This window comes from Bowmanella dokdonensis (assembly GCF_017254865.1).
Lineage (GTDB): Bacteria > Pseudomonadota > Gammaproteobacteria > Enterobacterales > Alteromonadaceae > Bowmanella > Bowmanella dokdonensis.
The window spans coordinates 91464-116686 of record NZ_JAFKCV010000012.1 but is presented as its reverse complement, the minus strand read 5'-3'; the positions used below and the strand labels follow the sequence as shown (position 1 = coordinate 116686).

Sequence of the window (25223 nt, the reverse complement as noted above, 5' to 3'; positions counted from 1 at the left end):
CGAGCATTACAACCATGTTCGCCCGCATAGCTCACTGAATTACATGTCGCCTGTTGAGTATGCAAAACAGGCAGCTTAAGCAGGAAAATCTCATTGAGGGATTGGTACTAATCTCGGGGAAAGGTCACAGGCATTCACCCAAACTACCAACCATGTGACCATCGGGAGTAAAGTGCCTACCTGGGAACATGGCCTCCAACTCATTGACCGTGGCATAGAGTTGGGTGACCAAGCTCCGGAATTTATCGTGATCGATCATGGACATTTAACTTTGAGCTAAAAGGCAAAACACAATGCAATAATCGCGCAGCGGCATTGTATTTTTGCCCCTGCCACCCGCTGCGGGGGTAGCGTTTTAAGCATTTTGTATGGTTCGGAAATCATCAAAATCCCTTGTTAGGGCCGGTTGCTACCATCTAATTGCTCTATTACATTAATGCGATACCAACGTTTTTCGATGAGGGCTTGTAAGCTCGCAATTAAAATAGAAATCCCAAATTGATGATTTTCGTAAATTTCGCTGTACTGATTTTCTATAGTTTTATCTACAACCTCATTACGCATTGGGTGATATATTTCATACCCCCCATGAATTAGAGAGCTTCTCATATCATAGAGTTTCCTGAGATTTTTCTTAAGTATAGAAACCTGCTTCTCATCAAGAGAAAGTAGTGCTGAAATCCTGTTAATTAAGTTGCTGAACCCTTCTCCAACCTTAGTACTATAAAGTGATTCAAGAGCGTGAAACACCCACACAATTGATGATATGTCACCGTCTGCTTTGCAAATGTGGTAAAAGGAGAACAAAGTTTTTTCGATCGGTCTCGTCGCCTTCTGTTTTAGACCTATATCAATTTTTTCGTACCAATTAATAACATCATTAATTGGGATTTCTTTTAGCGATGGGAATAAGCCGCGAAATGAATTCTCCCAAGCAAATTCTAAGTTATAACTTGAGATCCTTTCATGTTCTATCTTGCTTGATTTTTTCTGCCAAGGGTTATCTACACCCTCCAAGCTTAAACTAAAAAAGTCACAGACCCCTGGTCTTGAAAGATTCAATACAAAAAATATCTCGTATACATAATACTCTAGAAAAAGATTTGGATACCAAAAATACCCACTCAGATCATTAGTTCCTGATATTAGAATTTTGACGGGGACTTCTGTCACGTCCCCAATATCACCTAAAGCAACTTCCTCACCAGAATGTAATTGTACATTTCGTTTCAAATCCTTTTCTAACTTATCAATAACGGGTCGCCAATCAGATTCAATTGAAATCATACAACCATTATGTTGACATTCTCTCAGCGAAATTAAGTCTACTGCCTCTTTCCAAAACCGAATATCTTCTACCTGATGGACTTCCCAGTTGTCCTCATCACTTCTTCCAGTTATAAATCTAAGTTTCAATTCAAATTCATTCATAAATTTTCTGTAAAGCCCTAACGTCCGCATTTCCGGATGGTTGGAAGCAATAAAAAGCAATAAAAAGGGTCAGATCCAAATTAAACTAAATCCCTCTCCTTCCGCCATCCGACCCGCCTGCCCCGTTTACCTTCACGAAGTCGCTTTCCCGTTAACGCCTCCACTTCCTCGACAAAGCGCTTGCTACCTAACACCAACCCTTTATTGGCAGCCTTGCGGATGTCATCTAGCAATTTGCCTTCTACCTGATATCGGAATAGCTCCCGGTAGCAGGATTGTCGCTCTTCGTCTGTCTTGCCCAATTTCAGGTATTGAGGATGAGGGGTCAACAGTTTCACTCGCTTACCCAGCCCATTGCTTTGGTAACTCGACCAGCTGTAGTCTGCCGGATCGTCCACCATGCCTGCTCTGACCGGGTTCAGCTCAATATAACGGTAAAGTTGCAGCAGATAGGTCTCTTCCCGAGTTCAGCCGAGTTCAGGGTCAAGTCTTGCATTTTGCAGAATGTCATCTCGTCGCTCTAAACTACCTGTCGAAGCTCTCTCCGGCCCGTTGGGCGCCAGAAGTGGTTATTGTATAACAATCCAAGACCTGCCCCCTCTCACCCTCTGTTATGCGCTGATGGCAATAAAAATACTTGTCAAACCAACAATTAAACTAAAAATTGCCATTTGATGCCTTCTTTGTATTGCCGCCCAACCAGAATCCGTAAGTCTCCAATGTGTCTGAATGTTTTGAAATGATGATTCTGAAAGATTCCCCTGTTCATCAACCTTTCCTGTTGGCAGAGCTTCATGAAGAACTTCAACCCATCCGCGGATTTGAGCAGTTAAGAGTAATGCCTGCGTAGCTTCATCATTACCCACTGCGCGCTCAATAACTGGCACGTTTCCAGGTTGCAGTATTATTGAGATACGCTGCTTCGCAACCTTTTTTAGAACCTTGTGAATTTTGTTTTCGTAAAGTATTGATTCGATCAATGCTAAAACCTTTTTACACATAACGCTTCATGTCTGGCAAAGTCCTGTGTTTAAACACGGGACTTTGCCGTACTTCCACACTCCACCTTTTTTGGGGTATGGGGTCAGGTCGTGCATTGTGCACGATCCCGCTCTTCGCTCACCCCACAACCTATCAAAGTGTCTCCAGTAAACACTTCCTCTCAGCTTCTGGTCAAATTTTTATAAAAATTAAGCTCTTACCTAAGCAGGTATGTGGATAGTCCGGTTTCAGCAGCTATTCGCCAAAGCGAATGGTCTGCCTGCAAACCCATTACTTACAGATAAAGAAAAGGCGGGAGGCAGTGTCGGCTTGGCCTTCGCAGACCTTCTGCAGCAGGGAAGCTGCGGAAGAGCCTACAGGGAAGTATCCACGGCGTGTCTGCGAAGGCTAATCCGGCGCTGCCTTTTGGTTTCTTTATTTGTTATCACTGCTTTTGAACACAAAGGCCAATCCGATTTACAACCACAAAGGTCGCGAAGCGCACGAAGGTTTTTGAAGAGGCTTGAACCGCCCTTCTTCGTGTTCTTTGTGCCCTCTGTGGTGAATTTATCCCTTTGTCACGCTACCCCTAATTCGTAGCGATTTAAACAGAGTTGGCACGATCAATGACCCTATTGATCTTGCAGCATATCGGGTTTGGATGCAGAGGCTGTCTCACCTATGGTGGTAATGAAATTTTAAACTGAGCGATTTGTTTGTTAAAAACTGCCACTCCCTCATCCGGCAGCTTGTCGGCACAATGTGCCTCTAATGTACTTCTGGCTTCGCCGTATTCTTCCCATGGAATAATGCTTGTGTAAGCTTGCAGGTCTGCGAAAACCTTACAGAGCGTTCTGAATCGGCCGGAACGGCTCGCCTGGCGCAAGCCATTCAGATAACTGTCCCTGTGTACGGTTGGAACAATAATCTTGAATTGCTCATGGCACACCAACTCAGCATTCATCATGATTCTGGCCAGGCGGCCATTTCCGTCATCAAAAGGGTGGCATTCGGTGACCATAAACTGCATGAAAACAGCCCGCGCCAAACCTGGCTCCAGTTGCTGATAAAGAGAAAAAGCCCGCGCCAATGTCCCTTCCACTTTGTCCGGTAAAACAAACAGCGTATCGCCTGCTTTGTTCGGTTTTACTTTGAGTTCACCTGGCCGCTTGTCCGATCTTGCATGCATAATGAGTCCATGGCGCAAGGTCAGTAAATGCATCAGTTCATTCGCTGATTCAGGCACAGTTACCATTTCTGTGTAGTCATGCACAATGTCATAGACTGACAGTACATCGTGACTGTCTTCATGGCGATCTGGGATTGCCTGTTTAGAAAAGACAATCTGCTCTGCCTCATCGATTTCAAACTCAGTCCCTTCTATGTAGTTAGAAAAGTAACTCTCATAAAAGGCCAGATTGCGCCAACCTGACTTGTTGTATTGATATGGCCGGGGTGGGAAGTCGCAACGGTTCAGGTAATCGGCCATCCGTTCAAATAAGGCCAGACGACCTTGATCATAAGGCTCCTGCCTGGCTGTTGCGATAGCAACAGGAGTGCGAAGCACTTTGTCCGGCCGTGTTGACAACAAGGCTCCTATCAGCTCATCCAGCTGACGGCATTCCTTTTCCATACCCAGCGCTACACAGTGAGCCTTGGCCTCATCCCTAATAAGGTTTAAGTCCGTTTCTCCGTAACGCTCTAAACGTCTAAGCAGCTCCTGCTCTACCCATGACTGGCCGAGAGCCTTTGGCAAATCGGTATCCTGATGTGAAAGCTGCAGGTTTTCCATTAACAGCCGTGCCGGAGCACTGCGTTTCAACTGGGGAACAAATTGTTCAGTAAGCTCTGCGACGTTGCCGGGATGCACATCAATGGTCAAAGCATCACTGATGTTGATTTTACGCCGCTTCCCCAGGTCGGCGGTGATATGAACGATGTTGTTCTCTGGTCTTAGCTTTACTGCAGTGACATGGGATGCAATTGCATCGGGAAACAAATACTGGATGACCTCATACCACCGGCTATTCAGCAACTGTGGGATCTCCTCCCAGGCAGCATCTGTGTAAATACCCTGACGAATCCGCTTAAGAGCCCCCTTTTGCACCTCAACAGAGAGCTTTTTTGCATCGGCGGTATCTTTAGGAAAAATCAGAGATGGCATAGTTCACCTGCCAAGAGAACGAATTACAGTAGATAAAAGCACTAAAACGCGAACTACTCAAGACAATAAATGAATTATTGTGGACAAAATAAAGACTTCGGGAATAAGTCGAGCAAAAATCAATCCTTCCTCTCAGCCTCTGGTCAAATTTTTATATAAATTAAGCTCTTACCTAAGCAGGTATGTGGATAGTCCGGTTTCAGCAGCTATTCGCCAAAGCGAATGGTCTGCCTGCAAACCCATTACTTACAGATAAAGAAAAGGCGGGAGGCAGTGTCGGGTTGGCCTTCGCTGACCTTCTGCAGCAGGGAGGCTGCGGAAAAGCCTACAGGGGTAAAAGGCGTCTAGAAACGAGTGCGAGCGCACAACTCGTTTAGCCCTTTACGGGGCAGAGTTTTCTGCAGATAAGTTGAACATTGGAGGGATGACGACGACAAAAAAAACGAGACCCACTCAATCAAGTGTCTACTTGATCGCCCACTCAAATGCTTTCTCTACATATGGGTGAGCGTCTTCTGTTATGCACATACCATGGGAGATCACTACTCGGTCAAAGTCCCACTCAAGTACTGATAGCGCGCTAGCTTTAGCCGCCTCTTTATTTTTGAAACTGAAGCGTAAATCATAAGCCGTTCCGCCCGATGCTCCCAGAACACCTCCCGCACGTTTAACGATCCGCCAAAACCATGACTCTCGCTCTGCCTCATGTCTTTGTATGAGATCAGTGAGGATCAATGTTCTAGAGCGCTTATGAAAAAACACCACCTCATCGAGAAAGCTACTGCCTTCGAAACACATGTAGTCTATTTCATCAGCCCATTGGGGATTAACGTTCTGTAGTAACGAATTTTCTGCATGAATTTCTGGATGTCGCTCATTGAACTCCGGTGAAACCCATACTTCAGCCAAGGGGTATCTTTCTCTCCACGGCTGGACACCCAGACTATGGATTTTGTTTGGAGCAACTAGATATCTGACAGAACCCAAATCATCGATCTTTTGTTGCAACTCCCTGTTTGGTAGAAGCGGCGAATGAATCCAAAGCACTCTAGGCTCAACTTCGACAATAGTCATCCTGGTAGTGAAGGGTATTGTCATCATTCGCACCCTAGGGCCGTTACAAATCCAGATCCGGTCCCCAAAAGGTTCTAGAGCGCTCACACTAATACCCGACTAATGTTAGGGGCAGACAGCATGCAGAATTTGGTCAATTCGTGACGCTGAGATCTGGCAAGAATGCCGGTTGATGCCCAACTCCCGGCTAAACGGCTGGTGTGAGGGTGCCCAGTGGTGGCAACGTCTTCTGTGGCCGGAATGAATTTGAGTAGCTTGTATGGTTCAGAAATCATCAAAATCCCTTTTCCTCGGGCCCTAGTGTTTCATAACCGGCAAAGCCCACTGGTAAACACGGAGCGTTGCCGTACTTTTACATATTTCTTTTGTACCATGCTCATTAGACCTTGCCCAGGTTGACTTTCAGCCTGGCCGTCATGGTGGCTACGATGAAGTGTAGTGATTCACTAATATTTTTCTGATATGGCGGTGCTCTCACCTGCTTTTAGGTGCAGAGACAAGTTTCAGCGGCCATTCGCCAAAGCGAATGGTCTGCCTGCAAACCCATTACTTACAGATAGAGAAAAGGCGGGAGGCAGTGTCGGGTTGGCCTTCGCAGACCTTCTGCAGCAGGGAGGCTGCGGAAGAGCCTACAGGGAAGTATTCACGGCGTGTCTGCGAAGGCCAATCCGGCGCTGCCTTTTCACTTCTTTATTCGTTTCGCACCATCGGGCATTGCGCTATCTGAGAAAGGTCCTGAAACCAGGTTCAGGACGACGGAACCACCGGCCTGACTAGGCAGGTTGGTGCTGCTTTGTGTCTTCTTTATTTGGTATCACTGCGTTTGACCACAAAAAACACAAAAGGGACGAAAGGGACGAAAGGGATCAGGGGTACACCAACTCAGGGGCCAGCGGTTTGTTTCTTTTCGTGCCTTTTGTGGTCTGTCCCCCAAAGGCCAATCCGATTTAAAACTACAAATGTAACGACGAGCACGAAGGTTTTTGAAGAGGCCTGAACCGCCCTTCTTCGTGTCCTTCGTGCCCTCTGTGGTGAAAATCCAGAAACACCAATGTACTCAGCAAACCTGCAAGCTATCCAGCACCGCCCCACCCCGGTGCACACCACCTTCCAGTTGCCCGGCCGGTTTACTGCGAAGCAGGTATCCCCCGTATTGCTGTTTGCTGCCCAGGGTAAACAGCCCCAGCTCGGACACCACCCCGGACCAGTCCTCAAACTGTCCCTGGCGTAATACCGCCACTGGCGCCTGCCTGATGGCGGTATCAATAGGCGCCATGGCAATCCAGCCGGCATCGGGCGCAATGCCCTGTTTTAACCTGTCTATAGCCTGCGGGCCGTTCAGCACCGAGCCGCCCCCTTCCTGTTCGCTTTTCAGCAGCCAGCCCTTGTCCAGTTTGTGCCGTACAGCGCTGTCGTCGCTGTCCAGGGTTCGCGAGGGCACCAGCAGTGAATGGAGTCTGGCCAACTCAGGCAGGCTGAGGTTCAGTTGTCGCTGCAGTTGTGCTGCTGTCCAGGGGGCCTGCAGGGATTCGTATAACCGGGCCTGCAGCCATTTGCTGCCGGCCAGTTGCAGGGCAATATTGGGACACAGCACCAGATCCAGGGTTTCCAGGGTGGCGCGAAGGGCAAGCTGCGCCTCGGTTTGATAATCCTGGCGGTTATAGCCGGTGCGAAAGTACAGCAGATCCACCTCGGTAGCGGCGTCCTTTTGATCGCCGGGCCACACAAGCCGCCGGTTACGAATAGCCAGGCTGGCAAGATGCTCCAGGGTAATCCGTTTGACTCTGACGCCCCGCGCTTCAATGGCCTGACTCAGGCATTGCTGATCAAACAGGTTGTCTTCTGTCTCTTCCACCACAAACAGCATTAACGGCGCCTGGTTGTCGAATCGACGGCGCATAGCCATGGCCGCTCCGGCCAACAGGGCCGACTGGCGCGAAGTGGCCGGATTATCCACCTGACAACACGGGGCCAGTTGTGCCCGGAGCAACTGTTGCCAGTTTTCACTGAGCGGCCCCATACCCGCGGCAATGCTGTTACTTTCCACCCAGCGCCACTTACCGGCCTTATCCAGTAACATATCATGGCGCATCAGCGGCAGGCCCTGCGCCCGGATCTGCGCGGGCTCAAGTTGCGACAACTGCCTGGCCAGCGCCCCGGTGAGGCTGTGTCCCGACATCAGCGGCGTGAATTGCTGCAACAGCCATTGACGCTGCTGACTGATGCCGCTGAGCAAGTTGCCCAGCAACTGACTGTTGGCGATGACCTGGGACCATAAACCAGTGGACAGGCGCCAGGGACTGAGGCTGACCGGCAGCGGCGCAAATTGCCCGGCTGTGTCCAGCATACCGATTTGCTGGTCTGCCATGGCCTGTTGCCAGTTAAGTTGGCTAATAGGTAAAGGATGCAACATGGTCAGCCCTCCATCAGAAACTGAATACCAAAACCGGTAATACAGGCCATGCCCAGCACGACCACCACAAAGGCCAGCATCAGCGGCCACTGAAAGATGCGTTTAAGCAGGATCATTTCCGGCAGGCTGGCGCCGGCGCCACCTATGGTCAGGGCCATCACCGGGCCCAGGCTGACTCCTTTGGCCACCAGGCTGGCAGCCAGCGGCAACATGGTACTGGCGCGGATATACAGCAGGATCCCGCCGGTGGCAGCCAGTGGGATCAGCCACCACTGCCCGTCACGGGAGACACTGGCCAGCAAACTGGCGGGCACATAACCGTGGATCAGGGCACCGGCCAGCACACCCAGCAATAAGTAAGGCAAAAAGCTGCGGGTTTCTGTGACCGCCAGCCTGAATAGTTCAGCCATAGTGGGAGGTTTGCCGGGCACAGCCGCGGCGCCGGTGCAACCGCACTCCTGTGGCAGGGTCACATAGCGGTCAAAGCCGAAGTGTTGTAACAGCACCCCACTTAAGAGCGCGACAACCAGCACCAGCGACACATATAAAAGCATCAGCGGCAGACTGAACAGCGTCCAGAGCAGGACCACCAATACCGGGTTGAGTAAGGGCGAGGTAAATAAGAAGGTCATCACCGGACCAAAGGCGGCATTGGCCCGCAGCAGCCCTACCATCATGGGTAAGGTGGAACAGCTGCAAAACGGGGTAATGGCGCCCATGGCGGCGGCACTCAGATAGCCGCTGCCACCACAGAGCAATGCCTGCACCCTGGCCCGGGGCAGTTTGTACTGCAAATAGGCAACCAACATGCTGATCAGCACAAACAGCACCAGTAACTCTGCCAATGTGGTGACAAAGAAATGCAGCGTATCAAGGAAGCTCGTCATTTTATATTTCCAGTATTATCGAATTGTTAAACGTAGAAATAAGTCGCGGCCTTTGACTGACCGGTATTCATTTCCATCTATGTGGAACTAATATATTTCGACATATATAGAATTGTCAATATACTTCTAGAAATATAGAATGATTAAAACTGTTACCGAGATCTTTGCATGCAACTCGAACACGCCGCCAATCAACTGGCCGAACTTGGCCACCCTACCCGCCTGGGTATCTTTCGCCTGCTGGTGCGGGCGGGACACCACGGTCTGAGCGTGGGCGAAATCCAGGACAAGCTGGATATCCCCGCCTCTACCCTTTCCCACCATCTGGCTAAGCTGATGAAGGTAGACCTGATGAGCCAGTCCCGGGAGGGCCGCACCCTGTATTGCAAGGTGGCCTTTGAGCAGATGGAAAACCTGCTGGCCTTTTTATATGAGGAGTGTTGCGCCGGCGACTGCCAGCCGGATTTGACCCGTTTGGGCAAAAGTGACGCGGCCTGCGATAAGGAGTGCAACTGATGTATTACCTGCTCACCTATCAAGTGGTGGACAACTACCTTGAGCGCCGGGCAACCTATCGGGCTGACCATATCGCGCTGGCCAAAGCCGCCACAGAGCGCGGCGAACTGTTAGCCGGGGGCGCCACCGCTGAGCCGGTGGACAAAGCCTTGTTGTTATTTAAGGGCGATTCACCGGAGGTGGCCGAAGCCTTTGCCCATCAGGATCCCTATGTGGTCAATGGACTGGTTAAAAGCTGGCAGGTGCAGCCCTGGCATATCGTAATTGGCGCGGGATTAGAGCCGGTTCGGTTCCCATAAACAAGCCGGGCATTGCCCGGCTTGTTCACTTGTTACTGGTAACTTGTCACTCGTTACCCGTCACTGGTTACTTATCAAACCATCTCTACCGCAATGGCTGTGGCTTCGCCGCCGCCGATACACAAAGACGCCACGCCTTTTGTCAGGCCGCGCTTATTCAGGGCGTGCAACAACGTCACCAGGATCCGCGCCCCGGATGCGCCGATAGGATGGCCCAGCGCACAGGCACCGCCGTTGACGTTGACCTTGGCTTCATCCAGTTCCAGTTGACGAATGGCCAGCATGGTCACCATGGCAAAGGCTTCGTTGATCTCATACAGATCCACATCGCTGCTCTGCCAGCCAAGCTTATCCAGCAGCTTTTGCATGGCGCCCACCGGGGCCACGGTAAAGTTTTCCGGCTCAATGGAGTGGGTGCTGTGACCCACAATGCGGGCCAGGGGCTTGAGGCCTTTGGCCTTGGCCACCGATTCGCGCATGACCACCAGAGCCGCCGCGCCGTCAGAGATAGAGCTGGAATTGGCCGCGGTGATCGTGCCGTCCTTCTTAAAGGCCGGACGCAGGTTGGGGATCTTCTCCGGCATGGCACTGCCGGGGCCCTCATCGGTGTCCACTGTGACCTCTCCCTTGCGGGTCGCCACCGTCACCGGGGTGATTTCATCGGCAAAGGCACCACTTTCAATGGCCTGTTTGGCCTTGGACAGGGACGACAGGGCAAAACCGTCCATCTGGTTACGATCAATGCCTTCTTTATCGGCGGTGCTTTGCGCAAAGCAGCCCATGGCCTGGCCGTCATAGGCGTTTTCCAGCCCGTCCAGCATCATATGATCCAGCACCTGGCCATGACCCATGCGATATCCGCCGCGGGCTTTGGGCAGCAGGTAGGGCGCGTTGCTCATGCTTTCCATGCCGCCGGCCACGGCAGTATCGATGCTGCCGGCCTTGATCAGATCGTGGGCCAGCATCACCGCCTTCATACCCGAGCCACAGACCTTGTTAATGGTGGTGACCCCGGCAGACAGTGGCAGACCGGCCTTGATGGCGGCCTGACGCGCCGGCGACTGGCCAAGACCTGCGGGCAGCACGCAGCCCATGATCACTTCATCGATGACCTGTGCGCCGACTTTTTCCACCACGCTCTGGATGGCATTGGCGCCCAGTTCAGTGGCCGCCACGCCTGACAGGCTGCCCATAAAACCGCCCATGGGGGTGCGCTTGGCAGCGACAATGACTACAGAATCCTGACTCATGTTATTTCCTCAATGTTGCCTGTGGGCCTGGCTGTGTGACAAGCCAGGCGCTGCACTGTTCAATTTGCATGCTAAATCAACCTTCCCCGGCGCACCATAAGCCAAACGTACAGCCTGGTGGACATTTTCGCCGCGACCCATTGCCTTTACCGCAAGGGATTGTTGACGCCCTGTTACTGTTACTTTACCTTTAGGTTAACTTACAGCTTACGTAAACGTAAAGTCACATGACCGCGAGCAAGACATTCAGCATCGGCGAACTGGCACAGGAATTTGACATTACTCCCCGTTCCATTCGTTTTTATGAGGAGCAGGGCCTGCTGGAGCCGGAGCGCAACGGCCAGACCCGCATTTACCACAAGAAGGACAGGATCCGGTTGAAGCTGATCCTGCGCGGCAAAAGGTTGGGCTTCTCGCTGGCAGAAACCAAAACCCTGTTTAACCTATATGACAGCAATGAAAACTCCCGTGCCCAGAATGAAGTGATTCTGGACATGATCCGCGACAAGCGTGCGGTGCTGACCCAGCAACTGGAAGACATCCGCATGCTGATGAATGAGCTGGACGACTTAGAGCAGCGCTGTCGCATTGAACTCGAACAACAGACAAGAGGAAAACTCGCATGAACGCCCCTTACCCTACCCTGAACTTCGGTCTTGGCGAAGAAATCGATATGCTTCGCGACCACGTCTACGCCTTTGCCCAGGGTGAGATTGCGCCGCTGGCGGAAAAGGCCGACCAAGACAATGCCTTCCCCAACGAACTGTGGACCAAATTCGGCGAAATGGGCCTGCTGGGGGTAACGGTGTCCGAGCAATATGGCGGTGCCGATATGGGCTACCTGGCCCACGTGATTGCCATGGAAGAAATCAGCCGCGCCAGTGCCGGTATCGGCCTGAGCTACGGCGCCCATTCCAACCTGTGCGTGAATCAGATCTTTAAAAACGGTAACGATGCCCAGCGCAAAAAATACCTGCCGGGCCTGATTAGTGGCGAGCAGATTGGTGCTCTGGCCATGAGCGAGCCCAATGCCGGCTCTGACGTGGTCAGCATGAAGCTGCGCGCCGAGAAAAAAGGCGACAAATACATCCTAAACGGCAACAAGATGTGGATCACCAACGGCCCTGATGCCCATACCTTTGTGATCTATGCCAAGACCGATGTGAATGCCGGTCCCAAAGGCATCACCGCCTTTATCGTCGAGCGGGATTTCCCCGGTTTCAGTCAGGCACAGAAGCTGGATAAGCTGGGCATGCGCTCCTCCAACACCTGTGAGCTGGTGTTCGACAACTGTGAAGTGCCGGCCGAAAACATCCTCGGTCAGGAAGGCGGCGGCGTTAAAGTGCTGATGAGCGGCCTGGACTACGAACGTCTGGTGCTCTCCGGCGGCCCCCTGGGCATTATGCAGGCCTGTATGGATCTGGTGGTGCCTTATATTCATGACCGTAAGCAGTTCGGTCAGAGCATCGGTGAGTTCCAGCTGGTACAGGGTAAAGTGGCCGATATGTACACCCAGATGAATGCCGCCCGGGCCTATGTCTACACCGTGGCCAAGTCCTGTGACCGGGGTGAAACCACCCGTAAGGATGCCGCAGGTGCTATCCTCTATTCGGCTGAGCTGGCCACCAAAATGGCGCTGGATGCAATTCAGCTGTTAGGCGGTAACGGCTATATCAATGAATTCCCGGCGGGACGCTTGTTGCGTGATGCCAAGCTGTATGAAATCGGTGCCGGCACCTCAGAGATCCGCCGCATGCTGATTGGCCGCGAACTCTTTAAAGAATCGATGTAACAAGTTTTCAGTGTGCAGTTATCAGTGGTCAGGCAAGCCACAGACCATTGATAGCTGCCAACTGATCACTGAAAACTGATAACTTTTATTCAGGAGTGCCTTGTGCCCCGTATCGAAACCAAAATTAACAACAAGAGTCAGGCCTTTGCCGACAATGCCGCGCATATGCAAAAGCAGGTGGCGGATCTGCGCGAAAAGATAGCCCAGATCCAGCAAGGCGGCGGCGAGCAGGCCAATAAACGTCATACCGACCGGGGCAAACTGTTGCCCCGCGAGCGCATTAATGCCCTGCTCGATCCCGGCTCGCCTTTTCTGGAGCTGTCACAACTGGCGGCCTGGCAGGTCTACGACGACTATGTGCCCGCCGCCGGCCTGATTGCCGGTATTGGCCGGGTATCCGGCGTCGAGTGCATGATTGTGGCGAACGACGCCACGGTAAAAGGCGGGACCTATTACCCGCTGACGGTGAAAAAACACCTGCGCGCCCAGACCATCGCCGAGCAGAACAACCTGCCCTGCATCTATCTGGTGGACAGCGGCGGGGCTAACCTGCCGCGCCAGGACGATGTGTTTCCCGACAGGGAGCATTTCGGCCGGATTTTCTACAACCAGGCCAACCTGTCTGCGGCCAATATTCCGCAAATTGCCGTGGTGATGGGCTCCTGTACCGCGGGCGGTGCCTATGTGCCGGCCATGGCCGATGAGTCCATCATCGTGCGCGAACAGGGCACTATTTTCCTTGGCGGTCCGCCACTGGTGAAAGCCGCCACCGGTGAGGTGGTCACGGCAGAAGAGCTGGGCGGCGGCGACGTGCATTGCCGTACTTCCGGGGTGGCCGACTACCTGGCCAATAATGATCACCACGCCCTGCAACTGGCCCGGGATGCGGTGGCCAGACTCAACCGCACCAAGCCTGTTGGCCTGCATATCACGCCACCGGTGGATCCGCTTTACGATGCCGAAGAAATCTACGGCATCATCCCCAAGGATACCCGTCAGTCATTCGATGTACGGGAAATCATCGCCCGCATCGTGGACGGCTCCGAATTCGATGAATTCAAGGCCCTGTACGGCAATACCCTGGTGTGCGGATTTGCGCGCATCTTCGGCTATCCGGTGGGCATTATCGCCAATAACGGGATTTTATTTAGCGAATCGGCGCAAAAAGGCGCGCACTTTATTGAGCTGTGCGCCCAGCGCAAGATCCCCCTGGTGTTTTTGCAGAACATCACCGGCTTTATGGTGGGCAAACAGTATGAGGCCGGCGGTATCGCCAAGCACGGCGCCAAGATGGTCACCGCAGTGGCCTGTGCCAAGGTGCCCAAGTTTACCGTGCTGATCGGCGGCAGCTTCGGCGCCGGCAACTACGGCATGTGCGGCCGTGCCTACGACCCACGCTTTTTGTTTATGTGGCCCAACGCGCGCATCTCAGTGATGGGTGGCGAGCAGGCTGCCGGCGTGCTGGCCCAGGTCAAACGGGATCAGAAAGAGCGCAACGGCGAAAGCTGGAGTAAAGAGGAAGAACAGGCCTTTAAACAGCCCGTCATCGACGACTATGAACATCAGGGACATCCCTATTACGCCTCAGCGCGCCTGTGGGATGACGGCGTTATCGATCCTGCCGACACCCGGTTGGTGCTGGGCCTGTCCCTGTCCGCCGCTCTGAATAAACCGCTGGAGGACACCCGTTTCGGGGTGTTCCGCATGTAAGGAGGCAGCATGTCAGAAGTACTTTATGAAGTCGATGCCAGGGGCGTTGCCACTGTCACGCTTAATCGTCCTGAGAAGCACAATGCCTTCGACGATACCCTGATCCATGAACTGACCCGGTTGTTCAAACAGGCCGGCGAGGACCCAAAGGTGCGGGTATTGGTGCTGGCTGCCAACGGCAAAAGCTTCTGCGCCGGTGCCGATGCCAACTGGATGAAGCGCATGGCCGGCTACAGTTTCGAAGAAAATGTCACCGATGCCAAAGCTCTGGCGATGATGCTGCATACCCTGAACTTTTTGCCCAAACCCAGTATCGCCAAGGTACAGGGGGCCGCCTTTGGTGGTGCAGTGGGCCTGATAGCCTGCTGTGACATGGCCATCGGCAGCAAGATGAGCAAGTTCTGTTTAAGCGAAGTAAAGCTGGGCCTGATTCCGGCCACCATCAGCCCCTATGTGATTGAAGCCATCGGCAAACGCACCGCCCGGCGCTATTTCACTACGGCCGAGGTGTTCTCGGCCCACCGGGCCAGTGACTTGGGCCTGCTCAGCGAGGCGGTCACCGAGGAGGAGCTGGATCAGACGGTGGAAGATCTGATTGCCCAGATCCTGAAAAACAGCCCGGATGCGGTGGCGGCGGCCAAGCAGCTGATTTTCGATGTCACCGAGCCCAGCGACGATGAAGAATTAATGGAAAAAACCAGCCTGCGTATCGCCACCATCCGCGTGTCAGAACAGGGTCAGGAGGGCTTAAATGCCTTTTTGGAAAAACGTAAGCCCAGTTGGTACCAGGAGTAACCCATGCTAGTGAAGTTATTGATTGCCAATCGCGGCGAAATCAGCTGCCGGATTATCAGAACAGCCAAGCGCATGGGGATCCATACGGTGGCGGTGTACTCCGATGCCGATGCCAATGCCCTGCATGTGCAGATGGCCGATGAAGCCGTGCATATCGGGCCGGCGCCGTCCAGAGACAGCTACCTGCAGGCACAGAAAATTATCGAGGTGGCCCGTAAGGTGGGTGCGGATATGATTCACCCGGGCTACGGCTTCTTGTCCGAGAACGCCGAGTTTGCCCGCCTGTGCGAAGACAACCAGATTGTGTTTGTCGGTCCGCCTGTACCCGCCATCGATGCCATGGGCTCAAAATCTGCAGCGAAGAAGATTATGGAAGCGGCCGGCGTGCCGTTGGTTCCCGGCTACCACGGTGACGATCAAAGCCCCGCCCTGCTCAAGCAGCAGGCCGATGCCATGGGCTATCCGGTACTGCTGAAAGCCGCCGCCGGCGGTGGCGGTAAAGGCATGCGCCAGGTGCACCATGAAAAAGAATTCGAACAGGCCCTGGCGGCAGCCAAGCGTGAAGCCATGGCCAGTTTTGGCGACGAGCAGATGTTGGTGGAAAAATACCTGACCCAGCCGCGGCATGTGGAAATTCAGGTGTTCTGCGATATGCACGGTAACGGCGTGTACCTGTTTGAGCGGGATTGTTCGGTGCAGCGTCGCCACCAGAAAGTCATCGAGGAAGCCCCTGCCCCCGGCATGACCGAGGACTTACGCAAACAGATGGGTGAAGCGGCCCTTAAAGCCGCCTCGGCCATTGGCTATGTGGGTGCCGGCACGGTGGAATTTCTGCTGGATACCGACGGCAGCTTCTACTTTATGGAAATGAACACCCGACTGCAGGTGGAGCATCCGGTGACTGAGATGATCACCGGCCAGGATCTGGTGGAATGGCAGATTCGGGTGGCCAGCGGCGAAGATCTGCCCCTTAAACAGGATGAACTGAAAATCAACGGTCATGCGTTTGAGGCGCGGGTATACGCCGAGGATCCGGACAATGAATTCTTACCGGCCACCGGGACATTAAGCTTCCTGCAGCCGCCGGATGAATCCGAGCATGTGCGGGTGGATACCGGGGTGCGCCAGGGTGACAAGGTTTCTGTTTACTATGATCCGATGATCGCCAAACTGATCGTGTGGGACGAAGACAGACCCAAAGCCCTGCGCCGCCTGGCCAAAGCCCTGTCCGAGTACCGGATAATGGGCGTGACCACTAATATCGGCTTTTTGTATAACCTGGCCAATACCAAAGCCTTCAAACAGGCGAATCTGGATACCGGATTTATCGATAAGCACCAGAGCGAGATTTTCCTTAAAAACGAGGCGGATATCGCCGGACTGTTGCCACTTGCAGCCCTGTATCTGGTACTGACCCAGGACAAACAACATCAGCAGTCCGGGCCCAGCCAACAGGATCCTCACAGCCCCTGGCAATGTATGAATGCCTGGCGTGCCAATGTGGATCACGTACAGCATCTGGATATTCAGATCCATGATGAGGTGTACCAGGTGCATGTGCGTCAACTGACAGCGGGACAACAGCGTCGTTACCGGATCAGCGCAGAAGGCTTCAATGTGGAATGCCAGGGCGAGATCCGCGGCGACAACTTTACCGTGATCCTCGACGGCCACCGCCAAAACGTGGTCATCGGCAGCGATGAGCTGGGTAACGGCAATGAATTGGGTTGTTCGCTTTATACCCAAAGCAGCGCCCTGCACTTTAGACAGAAACTGCCGGATCTTGGCCTGCTGGATCATGATCAGCATGCTGGCGGCTTTACTGCTCCCATGAACGGTACGGTGGTAAATCATGCTGTCGAGCCAGGGGAAATGGTGGAAAAAGGCCAGGTGCTGGTGATTATGGAAGCCATGAAGATGGAGCACAGTCTAAAGGCACCCAAGGCCGGCAAAGTGCTGGAATTTTTCTATCAGCCGGGTGAGCTGGTAGACGGCGGCGCCGAGTTGCTGAGTTTTGAGGCTGAAGAATAAGCAGTTGGCAACTGCCAACTTGCCTGTGATAACTGAACACTTTAAAAGCATTGATTACCTATGTACCCGAGTAAAGTCAAAATTGTTGAAGTCGGTCCCCGCGACGGACTGCAAAATGAGAAAAGCCTGATCGCCCTGGCGGATAAAGTCGCCCTGGTGGAAGCCCTGGCCGATGCCGGCCTGAGCATGGTGGAAACCGGCAGCTTTGTGTCGCCCAAGTGGGTGCCGCAGATGGCCGACAGTGCCCAGGTGTTCGCTGCCATCAGACGAAAGTCCGACGTGACCTATTCGGCCCTCACACCTAACCTGAAGGGCTTTGAAGCGGCCATGGAAGCCGGTGCCGACGAGGTGGCTATCTTCGGTGCCGCCTCGGAAAGCTTCAGCCAGAAGAACATTAATTGCAGCATCGCCGAGAGCCTGGCGCGGTTTGAGCCGGTGATGGAGGCCGCGCAACGCGCCGGCAAGCGGGTCCGCGGCTATGTGTCCTGTGTGCTGGGCTGCCCCTATGAGGGCGAGATATCAGCCCATAAGGTGGCTGAAGTGACCAGGGCGTTGCTGGATATGGGCTGCTATGAGGTCTCTCTGGGCGACACTATCGGCGTCGGCACGCCGCTGAAAACCCAGCAGATGCTGGAAATCGTGGCTCGCACTGTCTCTGTGGACAAGCTGGCGGTGCATTTTCACGATACTTATGGTCAGGCCCTGGCCAATATCCTGGTCGCCCTGCAACAGGGCGTATCGGTCATCGACAGTGCGGTGGCGGGTCTGGGTGGTTGTCCTTATGCCAAAGGCGCCTCGGGTAATGTGGCCACCGAGGATGTGATCTATATGCTAAGCGGCATGGGTATCGACACCGGGGTGGATTTGAATAAGCTGGTCAAAGCCGGCAATGCCATTACCGCCAGCCTTGGACGCCCCACCCAGTCCAAGGTGGCCAGGGCAATGACGGGGACATGAACTAACTGCTTAATAACACTGATCTTTTGCCCGGCAAACTGGTGCTTGGGCAAAAGTCTACCTATGCTGTGGTTAAGACTTATTTGTCACACCCGCCATGGCATCACTAAAACTCTCCCTGCGTCAGAAAATTACCTATTCAGGTACGGCCATTGCTGTGCTGGTGGGTATCCTTGTCGGATTGCTGTCCGCCATCCACGCCGCCGATGTGATCGAAAGACGGACACTGGAGTCTGAACTGCCCGCCAAAGTCATGCAGATCCGCAATTTTATCGACGGCGAAATTGCCGTCCTCAAGGCTGTCAGCCGCCAGATTGCCTCCAATCCCTTTATTCTCGACTGGGCAGCGCGTAACAGCCGGGACAACGAACAGGTGCTGATTGACCTTTTGGGCAGGGTGACCCGGGATTTTGATCTGGTGACGGCTTCATTTGCCGACAGGCAGACGGCCCGTTACTGGAATCAGGAGGGCTTTTTGCGCGAACTTAACCGGCAACAGGATGGCTGGTTTTTTGCCTTTACCGACTCAGGCCAGGCAGAGTTGCTAAGTATCTTTCAGGAGCCCACCACCGGCGAGGTCAAACTCTTTGTCAACTTTCAGCAGACAAACGGCCGTGGCCTGTCCGGGCTGGCCAAAAGCCTGGATGATATGACCGGCATGATCAATCAGTTCAGAATCGAACAAAGCGGTTTTATCTTTATCACCGATGCCAGCGGACAAGTGATGCTGCACCAGGATCAAACACTGGTGCAACAAGCCAGTCTGACCAGCCTGTTCGACGAACAAGCAGCGGCAAGCCTGTTGAACCAAAACGATTTTAATATGGCGCGGGTGGTGAAAGACGGGCAGGAATTGATGCTTTCTTCCAGCTACGTGCCCAGCATGGGCTGGTTTGTGGTGGCGCAGGTGCCCGAGTCAGAGGTACTGGCCGAGCTTTATCAGGCCTTCTGGCGAATTCTGATAGGCGTACTGTTGGTGCTGATCCTGGCAGCGTTTTTGCTGCGCTACCTGGCCGGCTCTATTAGCAAGCCATTGGACAACCTCGCCCAGTTGTTTAAACAACTGGGGGATGGTCAGGGCGATCTCAACTACCGCCTGCCGGAGAAAGGCGAACCGGAGATCCGGCAACTGGCATCGGGCTTCAACCGCTTTACCGCACGCATCCAGCAGACCGTCAGCCGGGTGGCGGACTCCAGCCATACCCTCAAGCATACCGCAGAACAGACCCTGGCCGAGTCCACCACCACAGCCGAGCAGATGGAACATCTGGTTACCAGCATTGACCAGATTACCCACACCATCGGCGAACTGGACCAGAGTATTGCCGAGGTAGCGGGCATGGCGGCCAATGCTGCCAGCGGTGCCCAGCAGGCCAGTCTGCAGTCGCAAAGTGGCCAGCAAACCGCCCTGCAGACCAAGGAGCAGATGTTGAAACTGGAGCAGGATGTGGAAAATGTCGCGGAAACCATCGGTCAGTTGGCCAAGGAAACCCAGTCTATCGGCGATATTGTGGAGGTGATCCGCGGGGTCTCGGAACAGACCAACCTGCTGGCTCTGAATGCCGCCATCGAGTCTGCCCGTGCCGGGGAACAGGGGCGTGGTTTTGCGGTGGTAGCCGATGAAGTACGTGAACTGGCCGGTCGAACTGCCCAGTCCACCGAGAAGATCAAAACCCTGATCGAATCCCTCCAGCAAAGTGCCCACAATGCGGTCAACGCAATGGAAACCAGCCGGGCGGGTTTTGACTCAGCAGTGGAGAAAATCCTGCAGACCACCGACAGCCTGCAACAAATCAAATCAGGGATTGATGCCATTCGCGAGGAGAATCAGTCCGTGGCGAGGGCCACCGAACAACAGAATGCCTCCATCCACCGTGTCAGCGATAATCTTCAGAATATCCAGCAAGCCACACAGACCAGCGCCGATGCAGCCGGGCGCCTGGCGCAGGCCAGCGAGAAACTGGATAAAGTCTCAAGCGACCTGGAAGAGTTGGTGGATAGCTTCAGCCAGAAAAGATAAGCGGACTGATGCTGTTGTTTAGAGATCTTCCCTGGCTTGATTATACAGGCTTTCTGCCTGGCCCCTGGACTGAAGACTCAGGCCGTCTGACGACAGACTAAAGCTGTCCAGGCCCAGCAGGTGTTCGCGACTGGCCTTGAGATAATCCACCAGTTGCGACTCCCCCATCCCGGCCGTTTTCAGTTCAGTGGCGTATTCTCGGGTTTTGCCCCACTCATAAAACTCGGACAAGCGGTTTAACTGGTCCAGGCGCTTCTGCAGATCCTGATTGGCATCCAGGTATTGCTGAAGCCGGACGACGGCCGGATCGGCCCCCTCGGCGTCGGCTCCCTCCACCTGCCACTTGCCGTCTACCAGTGAGATTGCCACCTCCCCTTTAATGCCCAGACGTTCAGCCATCTCACCCAGGTCCTCACTGGCGGGACGGGAATGAAAAGCAATCATATTGTCCAGCGTCTGCAGGCTGATGGACGACTCTCCTGACTCTATTTTTTCCAGGGTGTAATCCAGACGGTTGTCATCCAGATCCTGCTGCAATCCGGCCAGGTCCTGTGCCACCGGCTTATGCTGATTTTCCGCCAGTTTCTGCAAGGTCTGACTGGCCTTGCCCGGGTCGTCCAGGTAATCAAATAATGTGCTTCCGGTCTGAATCTGCATCTTTCCCTCCGGTCAAAACATTGACAAATTGAGGGAATACAGCAAATTACGCGCCAACTGGTGGTCACAGATAAACAGGCAGGGTAAAGTGCTCTTATGGATTTCCTGCTCCGTTCGCCGTCATGTTCAGTATCTGGCTGTTGACTCTGCTAGCCGTGGCCTTTCTGGCCCTGTTATTTGCAGTGGGATTCTGGGGCGATCGGTTTCATCGTGGCACCGAGCAGCGCCCGCTTATATACAGCCTGGCGCTGGGCGTCCATTGCACGTCCTGGGCGTTTTTTGGCACCACGGCCCAATCGGCCACCTATGGCTGGGCGTTCACCCCTACCTATGTGGGCAGCGTACTGGCCTTTGCGTTAGGCTATCCGCTGCTGCTTAAGATCATCCGTCTGTGTCAGCAGCATAACGTCAGTTCGCTGGCAGACTTTATCGGTATTCAGTACAAGAAATCCCACTTCATCGCGGCCTTTGTCACCCTGATCTGTTTTTTCGGCGTGGTGCCCTACACCGCCCTGCAACTGGATGCGGTCACCACCAGCGTTCAGTTGCTGACCGACACCCAGCCCCAATGGCCGGGGGGTGTGAGTTTTTATGTGGCCTTGCTGATGGCGGGTTTTGCCATCCTTTTTGGTACGCGTAACCTGAGCCTGACAGAAAAACATCCAGGGTTGATGCTGGCCATTGCCTTTGAATCTATTGTCAAGTTGCTGGCCTTTCTGCTGGTGGGTCTGTTCGTCTGTTACCAGATGTTTGACGGCGTGCTGGATATGCTGGGCAAGGTACAACAGGCACCACAGGCGAAAGCCGTGCTGGAAAGTGACTTTGCGCCCCTGGTGTACCTCTGCCATATGTTGCTGGGATTCCTGTCCATGTTCTGCCTGCCCCGGCAGTTCCATATCAATTACATTGAGAACAACGGCGAGCTTGAGCTGAAAAGAGCCCGCTGGCTGTTCCCCCTGTATCTGTTTGCCATCAACCTGTTTATTCTGCCCGTTGCCCTGGCCGGAAAACTGCTGTTGCCCGAAGTCAACGCCGATACCTATGTGCTGGCCCTGCCCATGTTGGCTCAGAGCCAGTTCACTACCCTGGTGGCCTACATTGGCGGCTTGTCGGCGGCCACCAGCATGGTGATCGTGGCCACCCTGGCCATGGGTGTGATGATGGCCAACAACCTGATCACGCCCCTGTGGCTCAAACTGCACTTTCGCGCCGATCAGCATCAGGCCCTGCGGCCGGCCAGCCTGCTCAATATCCGCAGACTCACGGTACTGCTGGTCATCGGGCTGTCTTTTCTTTATTCCCAATACCTGAGTCAGACTGCACCGCTGGTGAACAGCGGCATTATCGCCATGGCCCTGCTGGCCCAACTGGCCCCGGCCATGTTGTTTGCCTTGTATTGGCCAAACAGCAGCCGGCTGGCCGCCTTTTCCGGCATCGTTTGCGGCTGTATGGGCTGGCTGTGGTGGCTGCTGTGGCCCAGTATTCAGTCCAGCTATTACTTTGAGCTCCCCCCTTCCGATCTGGCGCTGAGTCAGGGCGTGCTGTTATCGCTGGCAGCGAATCTTTGCAGCTATCTGCTGGTCAGCCTGTTACGCGGCGGATTCAAGTCAAATGCAGGTATTCTGGATGACCGGCAGCCCATTGTCCCCACCATCAAGATTTCTGCCCTGCTGGCGGTCAGCAGAAAAGTGCTGCCCGACAGACAGTATGCCAGCCTGACAGACAGTATCCGGCAGGGCAATCCACTGAGCTATGCCAGCGGCCAGTTGATTCAGCGGGTGGAAAGAGAGCTGGCAGCCCATGTGGGCACGGCCAGCGCCAGGATCCTGCTGTCGGCCATCACCGAGCAGCATCAGGTGGCCCTGGATGAACTGGTGGGCCTGGTGGAGGAAGCCAGTCAGAGCTACCAGTTCAACTATGAACTGTTGCAATCCTCGGTGGAACATATTGAGCAGGGCATCAGTGTGGTGGACAGGCATCTGAAACTGCTGGCCTGGAACCAGAGATACATAGAACTGTTCGCCTACCCTGCAGGCTTCATCCGCGCCGGTCTGCCGCTGGAGGAGATTCTTCGCTATAACGCCGGCCGTGGCATGCTCGGTGAGGTGGACGATGTGGAGCGGGAAGTCGCTAAGCGCCTGGAACACATTCGTCGCGGCAGCTCCTATAAATATGTCAGGACCCAGTTTGACGATCGGGTAATAGAATTACACGGCAATCCTATGCCGGGCGGCGGCTTTGTTACCACCTACAGCGATATTACCGAACACGTGCAAACCCAGCGTGCCTTGCAGGAAGCCAAGCAAACCCTGGAGCTGCGGGTCCAGGAACGCACGGAGCAGTTGCAACACACCAATCAGGCCCTGGAAAAAGCCAAACAGGACGCGGAAAAGGCCAACGACAGCAAGACCCGCTTTCTGGCCGCCGCCGGGCATGATCTGATGCAGCCATTTAATGCCGCCTCCCTGTTTGCGGGCATGATTTCTCAGCAGGCCAAGGGTCCACAACAGCTGGAATTGGCCCGGGGGCTGCAACAATCCCTGAACAATGCCGAAGAGCTGCTCGGCATGCTGCTGGATATGACCCGGCTGGACTCCGGGGTCTTACAGGTCAACCGCCAGCAGTTTGCCCTGGGGGAGATTCTTGATCCACTGGTGGCAGAGTTCAGACTGCTGGCACAGCAAAAAGGTCTGGCGTTACGCTATCGTCCCTGCAACCTGCAGGTGGTGTCAGATAAAAAACTGTTGCGCCGGGTGTTGCAAAATCTGGTGTCGAATGCGATCCGCTATACCCACAGTGGTAAGGTGCTGATTGGTGCGAGAAGACAGGAAAAGCACCTGAGTATCCAGGTCTGGGATACGGGACCCGGCATACCGCAGGAACAGCAGCGGGCCATATTCAATGAGTTTCACCAGCTCAACCAGGACAACAAACAGGGACTCGGTCTTGGGCTGACCATAGTCGAGCGGATCAGTAACCTGCTCGGCCATGAAATCCAACTCCAGTCCAACGTGGGTAAAGGCACCTGCTTTGCGCTCAGGCTGCCACAGGGCACCGCCCATCTGACCCACATGCAGTTGCCGGCGCAAGAAAGCGGCGATCGCACTCAGTGGCTCAAAGACAAGAGCGTATTGTTGATAGACAACGAACCACAGATCCTGGCCGCCATGGCTCAGGTGTTCCGGCAGTGGGGAGCAAAAGTGCACACGGCGTCCAATCAGCAGGAGGCCATACAAGCCATGCCGTCGGCCCCTTCCCTGCTCATTATCGACTATCATCTGGATCATGGCGCTATCGGCACGGATCTGGCGCAGGTGCTGTATCAGCAATGGCAATGCAAAGTGCCGACGATCCTCAATTCGGCCAATTATGAAGAATCTGTTCGTGAGCAGGCTATCGATGCCGGATTCAGCTTCCTGCACAAACCCCTCAAGGCCGGTGCCATGAAACGGCTGATTAAGACGTTGCTCTAGGAGTGACGAGTGACGAGTGACGAGTGACGAGTGACGAGTGACGAGAATAACTCAACTATTTGTTAATTAAAGATTTTTATTCCAGGGGCTAAGCATTAACGCTCCATAAAGCGCTTAAACAAGACCCCCGCCTGGGTGCGGTTAATGACTTGCAGTTTTCTGAGGATCGCCGATACATGCTGTTTGATGGTGGTTTCCTGGACGTCCATCTCGTAGGCTATCTGCTTGTTCAGCAGCCCGTCCGCCAGCATGCACAACACTTTGAACTGATGCGGGGTCAACAGGGCCAGTTTCTCGGCAAACTGCCGGTTTTCCCGATCGACGCTCTGTCCAACCAGGTTTTGCAGATCGTCCGGCAGCCACGGCTCGCCATCCAGTACCTGAGTGACCGCTTGTTCGATACGTTCCAGCGGTGCGGATTTGGGGATATAACCACTGGCGCCGAAATCCATTGCCCGGCGTATGATATCGGGATCTTCCTCGGCTGAGACTATCAGTACCTGCACGCTGGGAAAGGCGTTACGAATGCAGGTAAGCCCGGTCAGCCCCTGGTTGCCCGGCATATTTAAATCCAGGAAGACCAGTTCCACACTGGCCTGCGTTTCCAGCATTTTAAGGGTGTCACCCAGATTCGCTGTTTCCAGAATTTCCCCCCCCAGGGCGCTGAGCACAGCCTGTTTCATAGCGCTGCGAAACAGCGGGTGATCGTCGGCGATAATGGCGCGGGCCTGGCTCATAGGGGAACTACTCAAAATTGACTGGGGCTTACTATC

At 54.0% G+C, this 25223-nt stretch carries 22 protein-coding genes; 11 read left to right on the top strand and 11 right to left on the bottom strand.

Going from position 1 to position 25223, the window contains the following annotated elements; all coding sequences use genetic code 11:
- Window positions 1–79 (top strand): integrase core domain-containing protein (locus tag J0A66_RS23840; protein WP_144020606.1); only part of this gene is annotated, 79 nt, incomplete at its 5' end.
- A 45-nt stretch (window positions 80–124) separates the two neighbouring features.
- On the opposite strand, the gene J0A66_RS23960 is transcribed toward J0A66_RS23840, so the two are convergent.
- The 8 genes from J0A66_RS23960 to J0A66_RS17405 all read right to left on the bottom strand — a co-directional run bounded on the left by J0A66_RS23960 (window position 125) and on the right by J0A66_RS17405 (window position 8950).
- Window positions 125–259, bottom strand: coding sequence for a DUF6998 domain-containing protein (locus J0A66_RS23960; RefSeq protein ID WP_439098879.1), 135 nt, complete (start codon window positions 257–259; stop codon window positions 125–127).
- A gap of 137 nt (window positions 260–396) precedes the next feature.
- Window positions 397–1431 carry a HEPN domain-containing protein gene (locus J0A66_RS17435; RefSeq protein ID WP_206575130.1) on the bottom strand — a complete coding sequence of 345 codons (1035 nt, stop codon included), beginning with the start codon at window positions 1429–1431 and terminating at the stop codon, window positions 397–399.
- Window positions 1432–1511: 80 nt separating this feature from the next.
- Window positions 1512–1769 carry a transposase gene (locus J0A66_RS17430; RefSeq protein ID WP_338143915.1) on the bottom strand — a complete coding sequence of 86 codons (258 nt, stop codon included), beginning with the start codon at window positions 1767–1769 and terminating at the stop codon, window positions 1512–1514.
- 273 nt (window positions 1770–2042) lie between these two features.
- Entirely contained in the window at window positions 2043–2432 is a 390-nt protein-coding gene (locus J0A66_RS17425; protein WP_206575128.1) for a hypothetical protein, read from the bottom strand.
- A gap of 659 nt (window positions 2433–3091) precedes the next feature.
- Window positions 3092–4576 carry a Fic family protein gene (locus tag J0A66_RS17420; protein ID WP_206575127.1) on the bottom strand — a complete coding sequence of 495 codons (1485 nt, stop codon included), beginning with the start codon at window positions 4574–4576 and terminating at the stop codon, window positions 3092–3094.
- A gap of 465 nt (window positions 4577–5041) precedes the next feature.
- On the bottom strand, window positions 5042–5674 hold the full coding sequence (locus J0A66_RS17415) for a DUF4336 domain-containing protein (protein WP_277603582.1): 633 nt from the start codon (window positions 5672–5674) through the stop codon (window positions 5042–5044).
- A gap of 1033 nt (window positions 5675–6707) precedes the next feature.
- On the bottom strand, window positions 6708–8063 hold the full coding sequence (locus J0A66_RS17410; protein ID WP_206575125.1) for a glutathione synthase: 1356 nt from the start codon (window positions 8061–8063) through the stop codon (window positions 6708–6710).
- Between the two features lie 2 nt (window positions 8064–8065).
- Window positions 8066–8950 carry a permease gene (locus J0A66_RS17405; protein ID WP_206575124.1) on the bottom strand — a complete coding sequence of 295 codons (885 nt, stop codon included), beginning with the start codon at window positions 8948–8950 and terminating at the stop codon, window positions 8066–8068.
- Between the two features lie 168 nt (window positions 8951–9118).
- On the opposite strand from J0A66_RS17405, the gene J0A66_RS17400 reads away from it, so the two are divergent.
- Together J0A66_RS17400 and J0A66_RS17395 are read left to right on the top strand one after the other, a co-directional pair.
- Window positions 9119–9466 carry an ArsR/SmtB family transcription factor gene (locus J0A66_RS17400; protein WP_206575123.1) on the top strand — a complete coding sequence of 116 codons (348 nt, stop codon included), beginning with the start codon at window positions 9119–9121 and terminating at the stop codon, window positions 9464–9466.
- A complete protein-coding gene (locus tag J0A66_RS17395; protein ID WP_206575122.1) occupies window positions 9466–9765 on the top strand; it encodes a YciI-like protein in 300 nt (99 codons plus the stop codon). Before J0A66_RS17400 ends, J0A66_RS17395 begins: the two co-directional genes overlap by 1 nt.
- A 74-nt stretch (window positions 9766–9839) precedes the next feature.
- On the opposite strand, the gene J0A66_RS17390 is transcribed toward J0A66_RS17395, so the two are convergent.
- On the bottom strand, window positions 9840–11015 hold the full coding sequence (locus J0A66_RS17390; RefSeq protein ID WP_206575121.1) for an acetyl-CoA C-acyltransferase: 1176 nt from the start codon (window positions 11013–11015) through the stop codon (window positions 9840–9842).
- A 227-nt stretch (window positions 11016–11242) separates the two neighbouring features.
- Here J0A66_RS17390 and J0A66_RS17385 point away from each other — a divergent pair, with 227 nt between their 5' ends.
- The 7 genes from J0A66_RS17385 (at window position 11243) to J0A66_RS17355 (ending at window position 20320) form a co-directional block, all read left to right on the top strand.
- Window positions 11243–11641, top strand: coding sequence for a MerR family transcriptional regulator (locus J0A66_RS17385; RefSeq protein ID WP_206575120.1), 399 nt, complete (start codon window positions 11243–11245; stop codon window positions 11639–11641).
- Complete coding sequence (locus tag J0A66_RS17380; protein WP_206575119.1) at window positions 11638–12807, top strand: isovaleryl-CoA dehydrogenase; 1170 nt, start codon at window positions 11638–11640, stop codon at window positions 12805–12807. The genes J0A66_RS17385 and J0A66_RS17380 overlap by 4 nt, the downstream gene beginning before the upstream one ends.
- A 102-nt stretch (window positions 12808–12909) precedes the next feature.
- Window positions 12910–14517: a carboxyl transferase domain-containing protein gene (locus J0A66_RS17375; protein WP_206575118.1), complete on the top strand. Its 1608-nt coding sequence runs from the start codon at window positions 12910–12912 to the stop codon at window positions 14515–14517.
- Window positions 14518–14526: 9 nt separating this feature from the next.
- Complete coding sequence (locus J0A66_RS17370) at window positions 14527–15312, top strand: enoyl-CoA hydratase/isomerase family protein (RefSeq protein ID WP_206575117.1); 786 nt, start codon at window positions 14527–14529, stop codon at window positions 15310–15312.
- Window positions 15313–15315: 3 nt separating this feature from the next.
- Window positions 15316–17343: an acetyl/propionyl/methylcrotonyl-CoA carboxylase subunit alpha gene (locus J0A66_RS17365; RefSeq protein ID WP_206575116.1), complete on the top strand. Its 2028-nt coding sequence runs from the start codon at window positions 15316–15318 to the stop codon at window positions 17341–17343.
- Window positions 17344–17403: 60 nt separating this feature from the next.
- Entirely contained in the window at window positions 17404–18300 is an 897-nt protein-coding gene (locus J0A66_RS17360; protein ID WP_206575115.1) for a hydroxymethylglutaryl-CoA lyase, read from the top strand.
- Between the two features lie 97 nt (window positions 18301–18397).
- Complete coding sequence (locus J0A66_RS17355) at window positions 18398–20320, top strand: methyl-accepting chemotaxis protein (RefSeq protein WP_206575114.1); 1923 nt, start codon at window positions 18398–18400, stop codon at window positions 20318–20320.
- 18 nt (window positions 20321–20338) lie between these two features.
- On the opposite strand, the gene J0A66_RS17350 is transcribed toward J0A66_RS17355, so the two are convergent.
- Window positions 20339–20977, bottom strand: coding sequence for a hypothetical protein (locus J0A66_RS17350; protein ID WP_206575113.1), 639 nt, complete (start codon window positions 20975–20977; stop codon window positions 20339–20341).
- Window positions 20978–21099: 122 nt separating this feature from the next.
- Here J0A66_RS17350 and J0A66_RS17345 point away from each other — a divergent pair, with 122 nt between their 5' ends.
- Window positions 21100–24450, top strand: coding sequence for a hybrid sensor histidine kinase/response regulator (locus tag J0A66_RS17345; protein WP_206575112.1), 3351 nt, complete (start codon window positions 21100–21102; stop codon window positions 24448–24450).
- A gap of 95 nt (window positions 24451–24545) precedes the next feature.
- Here J0A66_RS17345 and J0A66_RS17340 read toward each other — a convergent pair whose 3' ends face one another.
- Window positions 24546–25187, bottom strand: a complete 642-nt coding sequence (locus J0A66_RS17340; protein ID WP_206575111.1) for a response regulator — start codon at window positions 25185–25187, stop codon at window positions 24546–24548.
- Window positions 25188–25223 lie beyond the last annotated feature (36 nt).